Origin of the sequence: Halobacillus sp. SY10 (assembly GCF_045401165.1) — a bacterium.
GTDB lineage: Bacteria > Bacillota > Bacilli > Bacillales > Halobacillaceae > Halobacillus > Halobacillus aidingensis.
The window spans coordinates 2,828,558-2,848,554 of sequence record NZ_CP174345.1 but is presented as its reverse complement, the minus strand read 5'-3'; the positions used below and the strand labels follow the sequence as shown (position 1 = coordinate 2,848,554).

Sequence of the window (19,997 nt, the reverse complement as noted above, 5' to 3'; positions counted from 1 at the left end):
GTCCTCGGGTAAAGTATAGTAAATCATCTTTAATGAGCGTACAGTCGTACTGCTCATTTCCTATATTAAGGACATCATTTTTTCTTGTATTTAAAGGAGTGTATTTGGACCATGGCAGAAGACAAAAGTTATTATATGACGGAAGAAGGTAAACAAAAATTAGAAGAAGAATTGCATCATCTAAAAACAGAGCGACGCAAAGAAGTAGTCGAACGGATTAAAATCGCTCGCGGTTTCGGAGATCTATCAGAGAACTCTGAGTACGATGCAGCTAAAGATGAACAAGCATTTGTAGAAGCGCGAATCACACAAGTGGAAAACATGATTCGAAATGCAGTCATCATCGAAAATGATAATGAAAACCCTGACACAGTGACGATGGGTAAATCTGTAACGTTCCAAGAGCTTCCGGATGGAGACGAAGAGACGTACACGATTGTCGGAAGTGCTGAAGCCGACCCATTTGAAGGCAAAATTTCCAATGACTCTCCAATGGCTCAAAGCTTAATTGGACATGTTGTTGGTGACAAGGTCAAAGTCGCGACACCAGGCGGAGAAATTGACGTAAAAATCATCACAGTCGAATAATAAAAAAGACAGGGTCCTGCCCTGTCTTTTTTTATGCCTACATACGGATCTTCTTAAAGAGTATGGCAGGATTGTGGAAGACTTAGTTTCGAGACTTTTGTTGAGTGGATGGGGGCTGCGGGGAATGGATCGCTTTCCGCGGGAGCGCGGTGAGCCTTCTCGAGCTTCGCTCTGTGGGGTCTCACCAAGCACTTTTTCCCCGCAGGAGTCTCCCCATTCCCCTCCGCCCCTTTGCCTAATTAGTGTCTCGAAACCTCCTTCTCGAATAAGCAACAATCCAGCGATGAGAGTATAAGGAATAAATTCCCGTGCAGAGGTGTTTGAATCCTGAAAGCTTGATACTGAGCGCTTTGTACTCCTAACAGTGGCATAGTGGAAGACAATCCAGTTTGGTAAAGGGTTCGTTTCTCAAATAAATCGAATGGGGTGGTTGGGAAGCTGCGAGACTCCCGTGGGAGAAGGAGATAGGCGAGATCCCGCAGGACGCAGTCCGAGGAAGCTCGGCGCTCCCCCACAGGAAAGCGAGTAGCTTCCCAAACACCCCTGACTCAAAATACAGCAAACGAACCCGGTTATCTCGAAACTGAGTATTCAAGAAAGGGGAGCTATAGTGATGTTTGGAATATAGCCCGGGAAATGAGATAGGAAAAAGAAAGCATTGGTAACAGTCAAAACTTCATGTATAATAAACGGCGAGTAAAAAGGAGGCAGAAAATCATGTCGAACAAACAATCCCCGTATTCTCGCTCAGGCCGTTATGAGAAAAAGCGTCGTGGTACGAAGATGTTGACTTGGCTTGTAGGGGCAGGCAGTGTTTTCATGGTGTTGCTCATTGGATTGTTGGTCTTCGGTGGAGAGGACCAAAAAGGACAAGCACAAGAGACAGAAAGTCAAGAGGTCACAAAGGAAGATCAAGGTCAGAATGAGGATTCTCAGGCGGAAGCCGATGAGAACACTGATAAAAACGATAAGGACGAAAAAGATAAAAGTGGTGAAGATACAGAGGAAGAATCAGATAAACAACAGGTTTCCATTGAAAAATTCGAAGAGCTGAAGCCGATCGAAGACGAAAAAGGGCTGAAAATAGAAAAAAGTGATGACCCTAATGTAGAACGTGTCATCACAAAGGACTGGCCGGTTATTCCGACAGAAATGGAAACGAATGGTGAACACGGGATCACTTATCAATCAGGTACTCAGGACTATAACGAGTTGAAACAAGCGATCAGAAGCGCTGTCGGCCTTTCTGAGGACAATATCATTTATTGGGATGTAAGTAATAGAGGTCACCCTCAAAAAGCTAAGGCGACGGTCTCTGACAAAAATAAGACAGGATATCTCAGGGTACACATTGACTGGATTGATGGCCAAGGTTATAAACCAGTGAGACTTGAGGTCTTAAAAAATAAAAACGGTTGAGAGAGGAAGTTCGGTTATGGCAATTGGAATTATTGGAGCTATGGATGAAGAAGTTGAATTATTAAAAGCAAATATGGATGTAGCGTCAGAGAAAGAGGTTGCGGACAGTCTTTTTGTTGATGGCCTATTACATGGGAAGGAAGTCGTTCTTTTAAAGTCGGGCATTGGTAAAGTCAATGCAGCTATGGCTACGACTATTCTTCATGAACAATACGAAATTGATGCCGTCATCAATACAGGATCAGCCGGCGGTTTTGCCAAAGATCTTGAAGTTGGAGATGTGGTCATATCTTCCTTAGTGACACACCATGATGTCGATGTGACAGCTTTTAAGTATAAATATGGTCAAGTCCCAGGAATGCCTGACATGTATGCTGCGGATGAAAACCTTGTTAAAAAAGCGATGGATGCAGTTGAGAAGACAGATGCTAAAGCAGCGAAAGGCATCATTGCTACCGGAGATTCCTTTATGCAAGAGGAAGCGAAGGTGGATTTTGTGAGAGGTAAGTTTCCTGAAATGATTGCAGCGGAGATGGAAGCCGCTGCGATTGCCCAGGTTTGTTATAAGTATGGAACACCATTTGTTGTCATTCGAGCGTTGTCCGATATTGCTGGTAAGGAATCGTCAATTTCGTTTGATCAATTCTTACCGAAAGCTGCCGAAAATGCAGCCGTCATGATCATGGAAATGGTTAAGAATTACGAATGACAATCATTTCCACCGATACTATGATTCTCATATGTTATGATTTTCATAGTAGGGGGTGGACCGTTTTGGATACTTCCCAATGGTTAAAGAAAAAAGTAATGGATTATAAGCGGTTCGTGATGACACTTTTAATCATGAGCACGTATCTTTATATTGGTACATTGATCAGCCTCTATGAATATGCTACAAAAGCCTATTTGTTTTTGTATCCTGTCATTGGTACAGCCCTTTTGACAGCATTCATCATGACTTTGAAAATCAGAAAATGGAAACGACAACTCGTAGAGGACTGAATGAAACAGCCACTCCATTCTTATAAGATGGTAGTGGCTGTTTTTTATCCATTTTTCCCTTGTTTACTCTGCTTATAGAACTCATGAAAGATCTTCATTAATGCTCGCTTTTCGATTCTTGATACATAACTTCTCGATATACCCAGCTCTTTGGCTATTTCCCGCTGCGTTTTTTCTTCTGTCTGATTCAGTCCATATCGGAAGATAATCACTTCTTTTTCCCGCTCATCTAATACAGTGATGAAATCTTTGATCTTTTCCAATTCCATATGAAGTTGGATTTCCTCGACAATATCCGTTACATCCGCCTGTAGAATATCAAGAAGGTTCAATTCGTTCCCTTCTTTATCATGGCCGATCGGATCTTGCAACGAAATGTCTTTGCTCATTTTTTTCGTTGACCTGAGGTGCATGAGAATTTCGTTCTCAATGCAGCGTGCGGCATAGGTAGCAAGTTTCGTCCCTTTTCCTGTCGAATAACTTTCAATACCTTTGATCAAACCGATCGTCCCTATAGAGATAAGGTCTTCAAAGTCCTCTTTCGTGTTTTCAAACTTTTTCACAATGTGTGCGACAAGTCGTAAATTGTGCTCAATCAGTTTGTTCCTGGCTTCATGACTCCCTTCTGCCATCAATTGGAGCTGTTTGGCTTCTTCTTCTGGAGGCAGGGGGTTCGGGAAAGCCTGGTTTTTTACATAAGACATGAAGAAGAGAGACTCTTTGAAAAAATAAAGGATGGAAGCGATGAGACTGCTCATAGGACGCACCTCCTCAAGGATTAGGCGAATGCCTACAACATACTTATGTCCTTGAGAAGTCGTCTGTGCTTGTCTGTGGTTAAAAATAATGTTCATAAACGTAAAAAAATGCCCCCATGAGAATGGAGGCATGTCGTATTATGAATCTGGTGCTTGTCGCTTCTGCTCTTCTTTTAAGACTTCTGCGTATTCATCCTTTACACTCTTTTCCCAAAGAGGCACGCCAGCACGGTAGGCAGCTCTTGAGATCATATGTCCGGAGACAGGGGCTGTCAACAAGACGAAGAATATTCCAAGAAGCAGTTTACCACTTACGATGTCATGTTCTACATAGTGAAATAGAAAAGCACCGATCATAATTCCGGCCACTCCAAGGGTCGAGCTTTTTGTCGCCGCATGAAGCCGTGTGTACACATCAGGAAAACGCAAAATCCCTATGGAACCAGAGATAAGGAAAAAGGCACCAATCAATAGAGACAGACATATAGTGATGTCGAAAATTAAATTAATCCATGTCCCGCTCAATGATAACACCCTTTTCTAAGAATTTCGCCAATGCGACCGTACCGATGAAGAGTAGAATACCAATCAGTAGGACGACGTCATTAAACCTTGTCGTTACGAGCAGGACGGCGATTAGTCCAGCTAAGGCCATTAGATTTATTCCAATGATATCAAGCGCAACCGCCCGGTCCGGATTTGTCGGTCCGAGAATTGCGCGATACAAAAGGAGGATCACGGAGATAGCTACAGCTACAACAGCAATGGTAGCTGATATTTGTATCAATGTTTGTGTCACATTAAGGATGTCTTCCATTTAACGGGTCACCTCCATGATACGCTTTTCAAATGAATTTTTAATTTCGCTAACAGATTCCTGAACATCCGGCATATCCATCGCATGGATAAAGATCTTCGTATGATCTTCACTTACTACGACAGATAAGGTCCCGGGAGTTAATGAAATCAAGTTTGCGAGAAGAGTGATTTCAAAGTTTGTTTTTACATCAATCGGAAGTGCGAATATCCCTGGCTGCATGTCCATTTTTGGCTTGTAGACATGCTTGACGATGTCGATGTTTGATAAGAAAAGCTCTCGTATAAATAAAAGAATGAGAAGGAAAAACTTCCACGCCCGTTTCATATAGAATGAATCTGGTACAAAACGCTGCAGGACGAAGAGGAGTATGATTCCTAAGATATAACCGACAAAAAAGGTTGTGAAATTATATGTTTCACTCAGGAACATCCACATCATAGCGATGATGATGTTCAGTACGATTTGTAAAGGCATCAGCTTCTACTCCTTTAACACAGAATCAATATAGAGTTCTGGATCCATCATGTATTGAGAGATGGTTTCTATTGTCGGGAAGAACCATTCAGCACCTACACCGAGGAGAATGGAAACCGTAAGCAGTCCCGCAGCAGGAAGCGCCATTCGTTTTCCTCTTTTCTCTCGCTCCGGAACAGGAATATCCATCTTTTCTCCCCAAAATCCTCTGATGAAAATCCGGATCATCGAGAATAGAATCAGTAGACTTGAAATGAGAGCGGTGATGACGATGAAAATTTCCTCTTCGCCTAACCCGCCGCGTAATAATAATAGTTTACCGATAAAACCACTGAATGGTGGTATTCCTGCCAATACCAAGGATGCTAGAAACATAAGCCATCCGAGAACGGGATAATGGTGAATCAATCCACCCATTTTACGGAGATCCGATGTCCCCGCTACATAAGCAGTGGCCCCCACCAGGATGAAGAGTGCTCCTTTGATTACCATATCATGAACAAGATAATAAATGGTCCCGCTTATCGAAACCTCTGTGAAGACACCTATCCCCATAAGCATGAAACCTACAGCCGGGATAATATTATACGCGACAATCAGCTTGATATTGTTCGTTGAAAGAGCGCCAACAACACCAAAAATCATCGTCAATGCTGCTAAGTAGATGAACAAGGTATGTGTCAATGCGACCTCGTGATTAAAGATCAGTGTGAACGTCCGCAAGATCGAATAAACCCCTACTTTAGTTAACAAGGCCCCGAATAAAGCGGATACGACCGGATTTGGAGATATATAAGGTCGTGGCAGCCAATAATAAAGAGGGAACACAGCCGCTTTTGTTGCAAAAACAAAGAAGAACAAAATGGCTATTGTCGTTAAAATCCCCTGCTGGTCCACTTCCTGAACACGTTGAGCAGCTTGAGCCATGTTGACTGTTCCTACAACCGAATAAAGGAAAGCTATGGTCGTTACGAACAACATGGAAGAAAATAAGTTGATCAATACATATTTAATCGATTCCCTAAGTTGTGCCTTACCATTCCCAAGCACGATCAAACCGTAGGAAGCCATCAAAAGTACTTCGAAAAATACGAAAAGGTTGAATAAATCACCGGTTAAAAATGCACCGCTCACTCCCGAGATCAACATGAAGAAGAAAGTATAGAAGTAAAAGGACTCTTCTTTTTCTGATAAGGATTGAGGTGCAAAGAAAACACTGGCCACCGCAATGACGTTTGTCGTCAGAACCAAAGTTATAGCAAGTAGATCAGCGACAAGTACGATGCCGAAGGGTGCCTCCCAGCTCCCCATTTCAAGGACGATGTTCCCGTTGTCTCTCACTTGAATGAAAATCAACCCGACAACGAGGAGATTAATAATCGCAAAAGCTTTGGATAAATTTCGAACTAATTTTGTTTTTTTGTGTATGAAAGCTAAGAAGATGCCTGCTAATAAAGGCAGCAGAATAGGCAATACAGCTAAGTTACTCATAATCGTTACCCCTTAATTGCTCCATATTATCAGTGCCGTTAATTTTTGCAGCACGATAAGCTAATACAAGTAGTAGGCTAGTAACACCGAAACTTATGACGATTGAAGTCAAAATCAATGCTTGCGGGAGCGGATCCGTGTAATTTTCTACTCCCTCTGTCAGTACTGGCGGTGCTCCTGTTTTCAACTCTCCCATTGTCAGGATGAAAAGGTGGGCCCCATGAGATATGAGGCCTGTCCCTATGATAATTCGTAACAATTGCTTTTGAAGGAGGTTGTAGACACCCATCGTGAAGAGAATGCCGGCTAGAACGGCCATAATAATTTCCATGTATTATTCCTCCTCCTTGTTCTTTCTAAAACGGATCAATCCGTAAATGGCCATGGCGGCAATTCCAAGTACGACAATTTCAAACAAGGTATCCAATCCACGAAAGTCAACAAGGATGACGTTTACAATATTGTCTCCGCCGCCGAGCTTGTAAGAATTGTCTGTAAAGTAATTAGAAATAGACTCAAAGAACTTACTACTGTGAGAAGAAATGGCCACCATTGTCATTAACGCACCGAAACCGATAGATATGACGAGGTTAAGCACCTTCGTACTTACAGGTTCGTCTTTTTTTCGTAGCTTCGGTAAATGATAAAAGACAAGCAGGAACAAAGCGACGGTTACTGTTTCTATAATTAACTGAGTAAGAGCTAGGTCAGGTGCTCGGTATAATACGAAAAGCATCGACAATCCATAACCTACAACACCTAAGATAAGGATTGCGGCTATTCGATTATTGGTAAGAGCGGTACCTATAGCTGCAATGACCATCGTAACGGCGACAAGTATTTCAGGAGCCGTAATTTCCGCTACAGTAGAAGTATCCACTGTAAATCCACCAGTCATCGCCATAAAGGCAAATGAAATGACGATAATGGCTGCTAAAATGAGTCGGACGTATCGTCCGAGAGAACCATTCATATATCCTTTTGTGATTGTAGTTGAATATCGTTCTACTCGATCAACGGTACCGTCATATACTTTGTTCATACTTAGAACTCCGGGCACAATGTTGTACACGGGCGCCCATACTTTTCTAGAAAGGGCTAAGATACTTCCAAATACGAGAACTGTAAGGGACATAATGAATGGTGGAATAAATCCATGCCAGAAGTATATGTCCTTCTCTTCTAACCCGACCCCTTTGACAGCTTCAGCCGCATGGGCAATGAAGGGCTCATTGATCAAACTCGGGAACAAGCCAATGATGACCACACCAGCTACTAGAACAATCGGTGAAATGAGCATACCGATGGGAGCTTCATGCGGTTTTTTAGGCAGTTCATTCAAGTGTGATTGACCACGAAATGTTCCGAAGAAAAAGTACATGGAATATACGAAGGTAAATATACTACCGAAAACAGCTAAGTAAGGCACGCTCGTTTGTAGTATTCCAGCAATGCCGGAACTCGCGGCTTCCAAATGCAACGAAGATTCAAAGAACATTTCTTTACTATAGAACCCGTTTAAGAAGGGGAGGGGTACCCCAGCCATCGAGAACGAGGCAAATAATGCAAGTGTGGCTGTCATAGGCATAAATGTCATCAATCCGCCAAGTTTACGGATGTCCCTTGTTCCAGCTTCATGGTCTACAATGCCGGCAACCATAAATAGACTACCTTTGAACGTAGCATGGTTAAGAATATGGAAAACAGCACCAAAGATTGCTGCTTTTGTACCGAATCCGAGCATAGCCATTATCATTCCAAGCTGACTGATTGTGGAGAAAGCTAGAATTCCTTTCAAGTCTGTTTGTCTTACAGCCATATAAGAACCCCAGCATAATGTGACAATCCCTGCAATCGACACAATGATAAAGAACCATTCATTTGCGGAAAGCATTGGGGAATAGCGGGCAACCAGATAGATGCCGGCTTTCACCATTGTAGCCGAGTGTAAATAAGCGCTGACTGGAGTCGGAGCTTCCATAGCATCCGGCAGCCAGATATGGAACGGAAATTGAGCAGACTTTGTAAAAGCACCGAGTAATAATAAAATCAAAATCAATGGAAAATATTCATTGTTAAGAATCAACTGTTGCTGATCAATCATTCCTCGTATACTTGAAGTGTTTGTCAATACACTCATAAAGATTAGAGCACCCAATAAGCTTAATCCACCAAAAACAGTGATGAGCATCGATTTTAATGCACCGTATCTTGATTCTTTCTTATAGTTCCAAAATCCGATCAATAAGAAAGAAGATAGGGAAGTGAATTCCCAAAAGCTGTACAGGGCAAATACGTTATCAGATAATACAACTCCCAGCATAGAGCCCATAAATATGAGAAAGTACACATAAAAATGTCCCAGTTGCTCCGATTTATGTAGGTAAAAAACCGAATAGAAGGCAACTAGGGCGCCGATTCCGCTGATTAATAGAACAAAAAGTAAACTCAGACCATCCAGATGAAAGACCATATTCATGTCCAGGGATGGGATCCACGAGTACTCATGGACGACCGGTTCGAAACCAGTACCTAAAAAGCGGGCAAAATAAATAAAAATCAACACAGGTACAATTGTAACGAAGAATCCTGTGTGAATCTTTTCTTTCCATTTACTTAACAATGGGATAAAGATAGCAATGATAAAGGGCAATAATACAGCCACCAACATGTGGTATGTTCCTCCTTTGACGTAACTTTCCTCTATTTTTAATTGGATTTTGGATGTTCGTAACAATGTGTTCACTCAATTGTAATCAAAAAAAGGTTCATTATTCAACTGTAGCATACCGGGGATATGCGGCGATAGGCTTTAATTAGTCTGTCCTTATAAATAAGAAGGAAGACATCATTTAACCAAATAAAAAAAGTCATAAAAAAACTCGTCCTTTGTTGAATGGACGAGCGTTTCTCAAATAGAAAGTCATTTTTTGTCATAAAGTGTAAAATTCAGCCTACATGTGAAATATGCTTATCTAAAAGGTGCTGGATGGATCGCGCGTTTATTTCTCGTTTGATTTGTTCTATAAACTCATCTGAAAGATTGAGTTCAATGGCTTTGTGGTAAGATTGTATTAGTAGGGAATCCGATAATTGCTTCATGCCGCTGTCACACATGTGACAGTCACCTCCCGCTTAATTTGAATCACTGAACGTCTCAATTTTTAATGTATTCTTACCTTATCACGACCCTTATTTCGCCACAATATGGAAGTTATCTACATAAAATTGTAGATAACTTTTTGAAAAAAGAGGTTTACATGAGTGATAACAAAGAAGTTACTGTGTGGAATATGTGCATAAACTTATCCACAACCTAATTTTGTCGGGATTTGTCGAACGATTTTTGTTCTTATTATAAGTCTTTTTGAAACATGCTTCGATTTTGTATATGATGGTGAAGGAGATTTTGCCGTTGTATGAGGAGATGAACTGTATAGATGTTAAAAAACTTTTTACCAGATGAACATGTGCCGAGCGTTTTTGATATCGACCCGGACCAATTAAAAGATAAAGGAATTAAAGGTGTCATCACCGATTTAGATAATACCCTTGTCGCCTGGGATGAACCTGATGCCACGGAAGACATTAAAGGATGGTTCAAGAAAATGAGTGATCATGGCATCCAGGTGACTATTGCATCTAACAATAATGAAGCCCGGGTTAAGCTCTTCTCGGAACCATTGGATACGACTTTCATCCATAGTGCAAGGAAGCCATTATCGAAGGCTTTCAAGAAAGCACAGAAACAGATGAAGCTTAAAAAGGATGAAGTTGCCGTGATCGGTGATCAACTGCTGACAGATGTCCTTGGTGGAAATTCCGCTGGCTTTCATACAATCTTGGTTGTTCCTATAGTAGAAACCGATGGGTTTATTACAAAATTCAACAGAAAGATTGAAAGACGAATATTAAATTGGATGCGAAGAAAAGGGAAAATTACATGGCAGAGGAGAGATCAGTGATGGCTGAAATACAATGTCAAGGATGCGGAGCCGTCATTCAAACGACAAACCCAGAAGAAGCAGGCTATGCACCTGCGTCAGCACTAGAAAGAGAAGACATCATTTGCAAGAGATGCTTCCGTTTAAAACACTATAATGAAGTGCAGGATGTTCCATTTCAAGATGATGACTTCCTGGAGATGTTGAACCAAATCAGTGATACAAAAGGTCTGGTTGTTCAGCTAGTAGATATCTTCGATTTCAATGGAAGTTTTATATCAGGATTGAAGCGTCTGACTGGAAACAATCCTGTCATTCTTGTGGGTAACAAAATGGACGTACTTCCAAAGTCAGTGAACCACGGGAAAGTTAAACATTGGTTAAAACGTTCAGCTAAAGAGAATGGTTTAGAGGTTGAAGATGTGTACTTAATCTCAGCGGAGAAAAATCAAGGGATCCAGCAATTATCCCAAGCCATCGATCAATACCGTGAAGATGGAGATGTATATGTGGTTGGTACGACGAATGTTGGGAAATCAACATTTATCAACACCCTTATTTCAAATACATCTGGCGTTAAGGACGCCATTACGACATCGTATTTCCCTGGTACAACTTTAGGGTTTATTGATATTCCTCTAGATGAAAAAAGCTCCCTGTACGATACACCCGGGGTTATCCAACGTCATCAGATGGCTCACTACGTATCCGATAAGGATTTAAAGCTTATTACACCCCGTAAAGAAGTCAAGCCGAAAGTGTATCAGTTGAATGAAGAGCAGACGCTTTTTGTAGGCGGGCTCGCTCGACTTGATTTTGAAGCAGGTGAACGGAGTTCTTTTGTATGCCACTTCTCTAATGAATTGACTATCCATCGAACAAAATTGGAAAAAGCAGACGAACTGTATAAAAATCATGTGGGAGAATTATTATCACCACCAGATCAAGATACAATTGAGAAGCTTCCACCGTTAAAAGGTCACACGTTAAAAATCAAAGAAGACAAAACGGATATCGTCTTTTCTGGACTAGGTTGGGTGACTGTACCAGAAGGGGGCATCACGGTTACGGCACACGTACCAGAGGGAGTGAAGGTGTCCTTAAGAGAATCACTCATATAGGAGGGGATCACTTGTATAAACTAGGGTTGATCGGCCACCCGATTGGTCATTCCATGTCTCCATGGATACATGAAAAACTTATGGAACAACAGGGGATTGAAGGGAAATACGAACTGTTGGAAATTCAACCGGATGAGTTCGGAGAAAAAGTCAATTTATTGAAAGAAAAAGGCTTGGATGGTTTCAATGTGACTGTGCCCTATAAAGAGAAAATCATCCCATACCTTGATGGTCTGGATGAAAGCGCTCGGCACTTGGGCGCTGTGAACACTGTTCATCACACCGATCAAGGTTGGATCGGATATAATACCGACGGCAGGGGGTTTGTCCACTCTCTGAAGAATCGCTTCCCGGATATTTTTCATAATAATGCAAAAGCCCTTTTGTTAGGAAGCGGAGGGGCGGCAAGAGGGATATTCGAAGCTCTTACAAGATCTGATATCGCTCGTGTAGACATAGCGAATCGTACAATAAAGAGAGCAGAGGACCTCATTCAGGATATTCCTTCAAAGGCGTACTCTAGTCCCCTGACACTTGAACAGGCGAAAAATACCCTTATGGATTATGATTTAATTGTTCAAACGACGACGGTCGGGATGAACCCTGATCATGACAAAATGATCGTATCACTTGATCACTTGACAAAAGGGACTGTTGTAAGCGATATTGTTTACCGTCCTATGAAAACGAAATTCTTAAACGAAGCGGAAAAAAGGGGAGCGCGTCTCCATTTTGGACATGAAATGCTGTTGCAGCAAGCGGTTTATGCCTTTCAAATATGGACAGACACTGAACCTGAATCTTCGCTCTTGCTCAATGAATTCGAACAGAAATTGAAAGGGGTATAGAATGTTAACAAGTAAACAGAAGAAGCATTTACGAGCGGCTTCCCATAATATACAGCCGATTTTTCAAGTAGGGAAAGCCGGTGTGAATGAAAATATGACGAAACAAATTGATGAAGCCCTCGAAAAAAGGGAACTGATAAAAGTAAGCATTTTACAAAACTGCTTTGAAGATAATCATGTCGTTGCGGATGAGATTGTTGAAGCAACAGATGCTCATATTGTCCAGGTGATCGGAAATACGATCATTCTTTATAAAGAGTCTAAAGAGAATAAACAAATCGAATTACCATAAAGGGGAAGGTCAATGAAAAAAGTTGGAATTCTTGGCGGTACGTTCGACCCTATTCATCAAGGTCATTTAATCATGGGTGAGTTTTCCCGTGAGGCCATGGACCTTGATGAAGTATGGTTCATGCCTTCCTATATCCCCCCTCATAAGCAGGAGTCTTCAACTAAGCCTGAAACACGACTTGCCATGGTGCGTACAGCGATCAAGGAAAATCCGCACTTCCGCATTTGTGATATTGAATTAGTCCGGAAGGGAACATCGTTCACGGTTGATACCATGACTGATTTGGTGGAGCAATTTCCTGACTATCAGTTCTTCTTTATCATTGGAGGGGACATGGTTGAGCATTTACCGAAATGGCACCGGGTTGAAGACCTTTCGAAAATGGTCCAATTTGTTGGGGTTGAAAGGCCTGGGTATGGGTGGAATAATGAAATTCCTGTCCATTTTGTTGATATTCCCTCAGTCGATGTATCTTCCACGATGATACGCGAACGTATTTCACAAAGGAGAAGCGTTCTGTATTTACTGCCGGAAGTTGTGGATTCTTTTATAAAGGAGCATCATCTGTATGAAAATAAGTCGTGAGGAGGCACTTGAATATGTGCGTCCTGCCTTGAAAACCTCCAGATACGAACACACAGTGAGAGTAACAGACCAGGCGGTTGAACTTGCTGAGCGGTTTCATGCAAATGTTAAAAAGGCGGAACTGGCAGCTGCATTCCATGATTATGCGAAGTATAAACCTGTAAAGCTCATGGAACGTTGGATTGAGAGTGACCGTCGACTGCCTAAGGCTCTATTGGATTATCATCATGAGTTGTGGCATGGACCAGTAGGGGCGTTGATGCTTGAACAAGAAGTCGGGCTTACAGATGGTGAAATCATTTCTGCCATCAGCTGCCACACAACAGGAAAAAAACACATGTCCACGTTGGATAAAGTAGTGTTTTTAGCTGATTATATAGAACCCGGGCGTGAGTTTCCTGGTGTAGATCAAGTACGGAATAAAGCAGAAGAAAATTTGGATGAAGCATGTGCCTTAGCTTTGAAAAATACAATCATTTTTCTTATTGGTAAGGAAAGGACCGTTTATCCGGACACGTTTCATGCATATAATGACTTAATATGATCAATGGATCATGGAAAAGATAGAGATGAAATAGGGAGGAAACCCATGGAAAGTAAAGAATTAGTAAATTTAGCAGCACAAGCGTGCGATGAAAAAAGAGCACAGGATATCGTTGTTTTAGATATGTCAGAAGTTTCTTTAATCGCGGACTATTTTCTAATCTGTGAAGGGTCCAATGAACGCCAAGTGCAAGCCATTGCGAGGGAATTGAAAAATCAAGCAGAAGAAAATGGGATAGAAGTGAAGCGAATGGAAGGGTTTGAGCAAGCCCGCTGGGTACTTGTCGACCTTAATGATATCGTTTGCCACATCTTCCATAAAGATGAACGCCATTACTACAATTTGGAAAGACTATGGGGCGATGCAGACACAGTCGCTGTAGAAGGATTAGAAAACTAATATGAGCTACGGGGATATGGCGCGTGTATACGATCTCCTTATGCAGGATGCACCCTACGATCAATGGGTGGATTTTACGAAGGAAATACTTCAACAGTACCGTCCAGAAGGTCAAAAAATACTTGATGTAGGTTGTGGAACAGGGGAGGTCACCCATCGCCTCCATAATGAAGGTTATCATATGACGGGGATCGATTTGTCATCTGATATGTTGGCCGTCGCGCAACAGAAAAATCCTCGGGCTGCAATCGAATGGATTCAACAGGATATGACTTCATTAGAAGGTTTAGCTGATTACGACTGTGTCATCAGTTACTGTGATGTTTTCAACTATTTAACAGATGAACAGAAGGTACAGCAAGCGTTCCGTTCGATTTATCAATCCCTTGCTAACGGGGGAGTATTTATGTTTGATGTGCACTCTATAGATCATATTCGTAATGATCTCAGTGGTGCAACATTTGCTGAAGTCCGTGATGATCTATCTTTCATTTGGTTCTGTGATTCCGGAGAGCTGGAAAATAGCCTTGTACATGATTTAACATTCTTTGTAGAAGATGATGATAAATATCAACGCTTTGATGAAATTCATGAACAGCGAGGGTATGATCATAAATCTTTGCAATCCTGGCTCACCCAATCAGGTTTCAAAGTCCAAGGAGTCTTTTCGGATTTTAGTGAGACGCCTTCCATTGAAGGAGAACGTTGGTTGTTTGTCTGTACAAAAGGATAGAAGTTATGAAAGAGTCCGTAAATAGCGGACTCTTTTTTGGGTTGCTCTGGCCGTATTCTTGAAGACTTGATTTTCGAGATGTTTGTGTGAAAGGAACCGGGGTGTCGAGGAATGACTCGCTTTCCACAGGAACCATCGCTCTCAGGCTAAGCAAAAGGTCTCACTAAGCCCTCTATTCCAGCAGGAGGCTCTCCCCATTCCCCGCCGCCCTTTGCCATATAAGTATCTCGACACCACTTCAATGAATAGCGAAGCCTATCTTAATAGAGATTAAATCCTGCAATAAAAGTATGGTTATTGCAGGAAAATTGGATCTTTTGTCGAATGTGTAAATTATAAATTAATGTGTTTTTTATCTTCTTTATGTTTATTTTGAGTAGCTTCAAACATTTTTTGAAACAATGGCCCAATGTGATCTTCTAGAGCTTGTAATCCCTCTCCCGTAACCCCACCCTTTACAGTCACTTTTTCCATTAATTCTTCCAGAGTCATTACTTTTTGTGCTAAAAGTTCTCCCAGTCCAACCATCATATTTTCTGTTAATGCCGTCGCTTTATCTTTAGGAAGCTCCGCAACATCACCAGCAGCTGCTATCCATTGGCTGAGCAGGTAACTGATGAATGCAGGCCCGCACGATACGATGTCTGATGCTACACGGATATGCTTTTCTTCAACTTCGATAGGTGTGGAAATATGTTGGAAAGTCTCTTTTAATAAGTCGCGATTCTCCTTTTTTATCTTTGATCCAAAAGTGAATAAACTTACCCCTGACCATGCATGATTCGTTATAGAGGGTACAATCCGTGCAACCTGGCAAGGTGTGACTTTTTCTAATTGATCCACCGCGACCGGGCTTGTAATGGAGACAAGACATTGATTTTCAGACCATTTTCCTTCTAATTCATCGATGATGTTTTTGTAATGATGCGGCTTGACGCATATGAAAATGATGTCACTGTTATTTTGCAGCTCAGATACATTCTTCGCTACATGAAGCTTTGGAAATTCTTCTTGGATCTTTTCCGCTTTTTCTATGGTTCGGTTGTAAATCGTCAACTTCTCAGCAGGTACGGCTCCGCTCTTAATAAGCGTAGAGATGAGCATACTCCCCATATTCCCTGTGCCGATGATTCCCCATTTCATTGGAATCCCTCCTTAATGATTACCTATATATCCTTATTCTGAAAATATACAATTATGAAAGAAGGTAAGAGAATGAGCGTATTAAAAAGATACGTGTGGGTGTTTATTGTCCTGGCAGTCGCTGGTGTTCTTTATTTTTTCAAGCCTGCAGATGATGCTGAGAGCCATATGGTCGAAATGGAAGTGGAGCAGACGGACACTCTTGCAACAGTCGAAGAAGCTCCTGGTTCTGTTCCTGTAAAAGTCGATGTAAAAGGGGAAGTGCATCATCCCGGTGTATATACAATGAAAGAAGAAACAAGAGTTGACGATGCTATCAAAGAAGCCGGGGGAATGACAGAAGAGGCTGATCCTACGAGTGTGAATTTGGCGCAAAGAATACAAGATGAAATGGTGATCTTTGTAGCCTCCGAACGAGTATCATCCGATGAAATAGTCGAAAAGGGTTCACAAGCAGCTGAAAAAATAAGCATTAACCGTGCTTCAGCAAGTGAAATGGAAAAATTGAATGGAATTGGACCCTCGAAAGCTGCTAGTATTATCAAGTATAGAGAAGAGAATGGCCCATTTTCTTCTGTGGAAGATCTAGTGAACGTCCCTGGAATAGGTGAAAAGACGTTGGAAAATCTCAAGGAAATGATCACCGTTCCGTAAGTTTGACGGAACGCATACGTCAGAGTAAACTTGATGAAAAAAGTGGAGGTTACATAATGGAACGGATTACTTGGAATCAATACTTTATGTCACAAAGCTATTTGTTAAAATCACGCAGCACTTGTCAGAGGTTAGCTGTAGGCGCTGTTATTGTAAGAGATAAGCGAATGATTGCCGGGGGATACAATGGAAGTGTATCCGGAGGTGTTCATTGCATTGATGAGGGATGCTATGTAGTGGATGGTCATTGTGTCCGTACCATTCATGCCGAAATGAACGCACTCCTGCAGTGTTCAAAGTTCGGTGTTGCTACAGAAGGGGCAGAAATTTACGTGACTCATTTTCCGTGTCTGCATTGTACAAAGGCAATTATTCAAGCGGGGATAAAAGCCGTTTATTATAGTGAAGATTACAAAAATGACCCCTATGCTATTGAAGTCCTGCAACAATCAGGTGTTCGTGTACAAAAGGTTCCGGTTGAAAAGGAACCGCTTCAATTTGAGCACAAGCTTCTCATTAAACAGATGCTTGAGAAACTCGAAATGATGGAAGATCCTGAATCTGAACAGCTTGTAAAAGAAGCATCACAACTCTTAAAGCTTGAGAGCCGGTGATTTTTTTGAGAGGATCCTGGCACATCCCCGTCTTAGCCTTTGTGCTTGGCGGGGTGTTATCCATTCAAGAAGGATTCACTTTTTTGGTATTTGTGTTTATTATGCTTTACTGGCTCATCAATTACCGCCGACATCTTCTCTTTCTATTTATTCTTTTTCTGTTTGGAATAGGTGGATATATCCACCTTTCCCCAAGCACCTCTTCGTTTTATCCTCAACTCCTTGATCATGAATCGAGAAAAGGTACAATTGTTTCTGATGTAACAGAAACAGCTCAATCAATCTCCATGGTGGTGAAAGGGGAAGAAGGGAAATTTCTAGTTCGTTTTTTGAAAGAGAATGAGAATGATTTTTCTCCCGGGTGGAAGCATGGAGCCGTATGTACGGTAAAAGGAAAGGCAGAACCTTTAGATAGTGCTCGGAATCCAGGGCAGTTTGATTATCGTGCTTATATGGCAGACAAAGGCATTCATGCTCAAATCCTCATAAATGATGAAGCAGCTCTACAGTGTGAAGGAGAATCGTGGACCAGCCATTTGTACGACACAAGGAAACAATTGAAATTGACTGTTAAAGATCGTGTTCACCCAGGTACTTATATATGGATGGAGGCTCTAATATTTGGAGATACAGGCCTGATCGACGCATCGACGGTTGAATGGTTTAGAGCGTTTAACTTGTCCCACATTCTAGCCATATCAGGACTTCACGTTGGGCTTACACTTGGGGGAACTTACTTTCTTTTATACCGTACAGGCCTGGCAACCAAAAAACAATCCAAGCTTTTTTTGTTATTACTATTGCCTTTTTATATGTTTATTTCGGGTGGTGCTCCATCTGTCATGCGCGCTGGGGTAATGGGCGTGCTTCTTATCTTCACAAGCTCCTTCCAAAAAAAGATCCCCCTTACCGACATCCTTTCCTTCACTTGTCTATTCTTATTGGTTTCTTCTCCGTCTTATTTTTACCACCTTGGTTTTCAATTTTCGTTTTTAGTTACTTTTAGTTTGTTACTCACTATTCCAATTTTGAAACAATACGAAAGTAAATGGATGCAGTCAGCGGTCATAGGGATGGTGAGTCAGCTATCACTTCTTGCATTGCAAATCCATTATTTTTATGAATTTCAGCCCTTTTCTTTATGGATGAACATGATTGCTGTTCCATATTTTTCGTTTTTTGTAATCCCTTTTTTGATGATCCTCTTTATCCTATCCCTTCTCGTCCCTGCCTTATGTTCGGTTCTTTCTCGTGCATTTGCCATCGTCCATGAATCTGTTCTGTCCTTTCTAATAGCGTTATCAAAATATCTTGATTACCCTTGGGTGATTGGTGAACTTCCCCCTATTTATATCGTTGTGTATATATGCTTTTTTTTAGTGGTGATGAGGAATTGGGAACTAAAGAAAAACGTGAAGGCTTTTACTGCTTCCCTTGCCGTGGTTTTTGTACTTATTTTTTATAGTTCGACTCCATATTTCTCAAAGGAGGGTGTCGTAACTATGTTGGATGTTGGTCAGGGCGATTCGTTCGTTATAGAACTGCCTTATAGGAAAGGTGTCGTTATGATTGATGCAGCGGGACCCCCGATTTTTACAACGAACAAGGAAAAGACAGCGAAGGAAGTAATCTTGCCTTATTTACAGTCACGAGGGATTGATCACATTGATGCTTTATTTATCACTCACGAAGATTCGGATCACAGCGGAAGTATTCCTTTTATTCTTGAAGCCGTGGATGTCGATCGAATGTACGTCAGTCCTTTTCATACCGAGAAATACGAAAGTGAGGTAAGAGTGGAGAGAGTAAGTGCAGAACAAAGCGTTTGGGTAGGAGACCATGAATTTCGTGTCGTACACCCAGTTATAGATCAAGATCATGGTGACCCAAATGACAATTCGCTCGTATTGGATAGCGTAATAGGTGGGAAGCGGTGGCTTTTCACGGGGGATATATCTGCTCCTATTGAGAGGGAAATCGTAAAGAGAAACCGTATAGGGCAGAAAGATGTATTGAAAGTTGCCCATCACGGGAGTCATACATCAACATCAGAAGAGTTATTGAAGCGGGTGAATCCTAAGATCGGGTTGATTCCAGCTGGTGTGGACAACAGGTATGGTCATCCTCATGAAGAGGTAGTGGAAAGATTGACCGAGCATGGAGTTGTATTGCTTCAAACAAATCGACATGGAGCCGTCCAATACATTTTTTCTGGGCAAAGTGGAACGTTTTCAACATTTTTCCCGTATAATGCGAGCAGAGAATAAAAAAAGACTGCCGAAAACAGCAGCCTTCCGGTTTTGTATCCAATTACTGTCCGAGAAAAGAAAACAAAACACCGATGAAGAAAATAACGAAGAAGAAAACAAATGAAAATACAAACCCTAACCCAGAGTCGATCACATCATTAGTTTTGGATTGAATATCGTTTTTAAACTCGTTCACTGTTACCCCTCCTATATCAATTATTAAGTATAGTCCATTTTTAACCAAAAATCTACATTTACCGGGCATGAAAACGAATTTTCATTGATGATTCATACCTTTCCCACTCCTAGCAAGACTTGT

General features: G+C 41.5%; 25 protein-coding genes. 15 read left to right on the top strand and 10 right to left on the bottom strand.

Annotated features, from left to right (window positions below; translation table 11 throughout):
- Positions 1-111 precede the first annotated feature (111 nt).
- The 4 genes from greA to ACJA3J_RS14605 all read left to right on the top strand — a co-directional run bounded on the left by greA (position 112) and on the right by ACJA3J_RS14605 (position 3,009).
- The gene (greA, locus tag ACJA3J_RS14620) at positions 112-588 is read left to right on the top strand and encodes a transcription elongation factor GreA (RefSeq protein WP_089652610.1); all 477 of its coding nucleotides are present in this window, start codon (positions 112-114) and stop codon (positions 586-588) included.
- Between the two features lie 717 nt (positions 589-1,305).
- Positions 1,306-2,007, top strand: a complete 702-nt coding sequence (locus ACJA3J_RS14615) for a DUF1510 family protein (protein WP_406944439.1) — start codon at positions 1,306-1,308, stop codon at positions 2,005-2,007.
- Positions 2,008-2,023: 16 nt separating this feature from the next.
- Positions 2,024-2,716 carry a 5'-methylthioadenosine/S-adenosylhomocysteine nucleosidase gene (gene mtnN / locus ACJA3J_RS14610; RefSeq protein ID WP_406944438.1) on the top strand — a complete coding sequence of 231 codons (693 nt, stop codon included), beginning with the start codon at positions 2,024-2,026 and terminating at the stop codon, positions 2,714-2,716.
- A 65-nt stretch (positions 2,717-2,781) separates the two neighbouring features.
- A complete protein-coding gene (locus ACJA3J_RS14605) occupies positions 2,782-3,009 on the top strand; it encodes a YrhC family protein (protein WP_089654343.1) in 228 nt (75 codons plus the stop codon).
- Between the two features lie 44 nt (positions 3,010-3,053).
- Here the strand turns inward: ACJA3J_RS14605 and sigK are convergent, their stop codons facing one another.
- The 8 genes from sigK to ACJA3J_RS14565 all read right to left on the bottom strand — a co-directional run bounded on the left by sigK (position 3,054) and on the right by ACJA3J_RS14565 (position 9,654).
- Entirely contained in the window at positions 3,054-3,767 is a 714-nt protein-coding gene (gene sigK / locus ACJA3J_RS14600) for an RNA polymerase sporulation sigma factor SigK (RefSeq protein ID WP_089654342.1), read from the bottom strand.
- A 138-nt stretch (positions 3,768-3,905) separates the two neighbouring features.
- Entirely contained in the window at positions 3,906-4,292 is a 387-nt protein-coding gene (gene mnhG, locus ACJA3J_RS14595; RefSeq protein ID WP_089654341.1) for a monovalent cation/H(+) antiporter subunit G, read from the bottom strand.
- Complete coding sequence (locus tag ACJA3J_RS14590; protein ID WP_089654340.1) at positions 4,273-4,584, bottom strand: Na(+)/H(+) antiporter subunit F1; 312 nt, start codon at positions 4,582-4,584, stop codon at positions 4,273-4,275. The genes mnhG and ACJA3J_RS14590 overlap by 20 nt, the downstream gene beginning before the upstream one ends.
- On the bottom strand, positions 4,585-5,061 hold the full coding sequence (locus tag ACJA3J_RS14585; RefSeq protein WP_089654339.1) for a Na+/H+ antiporter subunit E: 477 nt from the start codon (positions 5,059-5,061) through the stop codon (positions 4,585-4,587). It lies immediately after the preceding gene.
- Between the two features lie 6 nt (positions 5,062-5,067).
- Complete coding sequence (locus ACJA3J_RS14580; RefSeq protein ID WP_406944437.1) at positions 5,068-6,552, bottom strand: Na+/H+ antiporter subunit D; 1,485 nt, start codon at positions 6,550-6,552, stop codon at positions 5,068-5,070.
- Positions 6,545-6,883 carry a Na(+)/H(+) antiporter subunit C gene (locus tag ACJA3J_RS14575; protein ID WP_089654337.1) on the bottom strand — a complete coding sequence of 113 codons (339 nt, stop codon included), beginning with the start codon at positions 6,881-6,883 and terminating at the stop codon, positions 6,545-6,547. The genes ACJA3J_RS14580 and ACJA3J_RS14575 overlap by 8 nt, the downstream gene beginning before the upstream one ends.
- A gap of 3 nt (positions 6,884-6,886) precedes the next feature.
- Entirely contained in the window at positions 6,887-9,223 is a 2,337-nt protein-coding gene (locus ACJA3J_RS14570; RefSeq protein WP_406944436.1) for a Na+/H+ antiporter subunit A, read from the bottom strand.
- A gap of 278 nt (positions 9,224-9,501) precedes the next feature.
- The gene (locus tag ACJA3J_RS14565; protein WP_089654350.1) at positions 9,502-9,654 is read right to left on the bottom strand and encodes a sporulation histidine kinase inhibitor Sda; all 153 of its coding nucleotides are present in this window, start codon (positions 9,652-9,654) and stop codon (positions 9,502-9,504) included.
- Positions 9,655-9,992: 338 nt separating this feature from the next.
- Between ACJA3J_RS14565 and ACJA3J_RS14560 the strand changes: the two genes are divergently transcribed.
- Genes ACJA3J_RS14560 through ACJA3J_RS14525 form a run of 8 tightly spaced genes read left to right on the top strand, consistent with a single transcriptional unit; the run spans position 9,993 to position 15,018 of the window.
- Complete coding sequence (locus ACJA3J_RS14560) at positions 9,993-10,517, top strand: YqeG family HAD IIIA-type phosphatase (RefSeq protein WP_089654335.1); 525 nt, start codon at positions 9,993-9,995, stop codon at positions 10,515-10,517.
- Positions 10,517-11,617 (top strand): ribosome biogenesis GTPase YqeH, encoded by a 1,101-nt coding sequence (gene yqeH / locus ACJA3J_RS14555; RefSeq protein ID WP_115893521.1) that lies wholly within the window; start codon positions 10,517-10,519, stop codon positions 11,615-11,617. Before ACJA3J_RS14560 ends, yqeH begins: the two co-directional genes overlap by 1 nt.
- An 11-nt stretch (positions 11,618-11,628) precedes the next feature.
- Positions 11,629-12,465 carry a shikimate dehydrogenase gene (aroE, locus tag ACJA3J_RS14550; RefSeq protein WP_406944435.1) on the top strand — a complete coding sequence of 279 codons (837 nt, stop codon included), beginning with the start codon at positions 11,629-11,631 and terminating at the stop codon, positions 12,463-12,465.
- Position 12,466: 1 nt separating this feature from the next.
- The gene (gene yhbY / locus ACJA3J_RS14545) at positions 12,467-12,757 is read left to right on the top strand and encodes a ribosome assembly RNA-binding protein YhbY (protein WP_089654332.1); all 291 of its coding nucleotides are present in this window, start codon (positions 12,467-12,469) and stop codon (positions 12,755-12,757) included.
- 12 nt (positions 12,758-12,769) lie between these two features.
- Positions 12,770-13,342: a nicotinate-nucleotide adenylyltransferase gene (locus tag ACJA3J_RS14540; RefSeq protein WP_406944433.1), complete on the top strand. Its 573-nt coding sequence runs from the start codon at positions 12,770-12,772 to the stop codon at positions 13,340-13,342.
- On the top strand, positions 13,326-13,886 hold the full coding sequence (gene yqeK, locus ACJA3J_RS14535; protein WP_089654330.1) for a bis(5'-nucleosyl)-tetraphosphatase (symmetrical) YqeK: 561 nt from the start codon (positions 13,326-13,328) through the stop codon (positions 13,884-13,886). Before ACJA3J_RS14540 ends, yqeK begins: the two co-directional genes overlap by 17 nt.
- A gap of 45 nt (positions 13,887-13,931) precedes the next feature.
- On the top strand, positions 13,932-14,285 hold the full coding sequence (gene rsfS / locus ACJA3J_RS14530) for a ribosome silencing factor (protein WP_089654329.1): 354 nt from the start codon (positions 13,932-13,934) through the stop codon (positions 14,283-14,285).
- 16 nt (positions 14,286-14,301) lie between these two features.
- Positions 14,302-15,018: a class I SAM-dependent DNA methyltransferase gene (locus ACJA3J_RS14525; RefSeq protein ID WP_406944432.1), complete on the top strand. Its 717-nt coding sequence runs from the start codon at positions 14,302-14,304 to the stop codon at positions 15,016-15,018.
- A 333-nt stretch (positions 15,019-15,351) separates the two neighbouring features.
- On the opposite strand, the gene comER is transcribed toward ACJA3J_RS14525, so the two are convergent.
- Positions 15,352-16,161: a late competence protein ComER gene (gene comER, locus ACJA3J_RS14520; protein ID WP_406944431.1), complete on the bottom strand. Its 810-nt coding sequence runs from the start codon at positions 16,159-16,161 to the stop codon at positions 15,352-15,354.
- A gap of 72 nt (positions 16,162-16,233) precedes the next feature.
- Between comER and ACJA3J_RS14515 the strand changes: the two genes are divergently transcribed.
- The 3 genes from ACJA3J_RS14515 to ACJA3J_RS14505 all read left to right on the top strand — a co-directional run bounded on the left by ACJA3J_RS14515 (position 16,234) and on the right by ACJA3J_RS14505 (position 19,696).
- Complete coding sequence (locus tag ACJA3J_RS14515) at positions 16,234-16,815, top strand: helix-hairpin-helix domain-containing protein (RefSeq protein ID WP_406944430.1); 582 nt, start codon at positions 16,234-16,236, stop codon at positions 16,813-16,815.
- A gap of 56 nt (positions 16,816-16,871) precedes the next feature.
- The gene (locus tag ACJA3J_RS14510) at positions 16,872-17,429 is read left to right on the top strand and encodes a ComE operon protein 2 (RefSeq protein ID WP_089654325.1); all 558 of its coding nucleotides are present in this window, start codon (positions 16,872-16,874) and stop codon (positions 17,427-17,429) included.
- A gap of 92 nt (positions 17,430-17,521) precedes the next feature.
- Positions 17,522-19,696: a DNA internalization-related competence protein ComEC/Rec2 gene (locus ACJA3J_RS14505; protein ID WP_406946303.1), complete on the top strand. Its 2,175-nt coding sequence runs from the start codon at positions 17,522-17,524 to the stop codon at positions 19,694-19,696.
- 43 nt (positions 19,697-19,739) lie between these two features.
- On the opposite strand, the gene ACJA3J_RS14500 is transcribed toward ACJA3J_RS14505, so the two are convergent.
- Positions 19,740-19,874: a YqzM family protein gene (locus tag ACJA3J_RS14500; RefSeq protein ID WP_089654323.1), complete on the bottom strand. Its 135-nt coding sequence runs from the start codon at positions 19,872-19,874 to the stop codon at positions 19,740-19,742.
- Positions 19,875-19,997 lie beyond the last annotated feature (123 nt).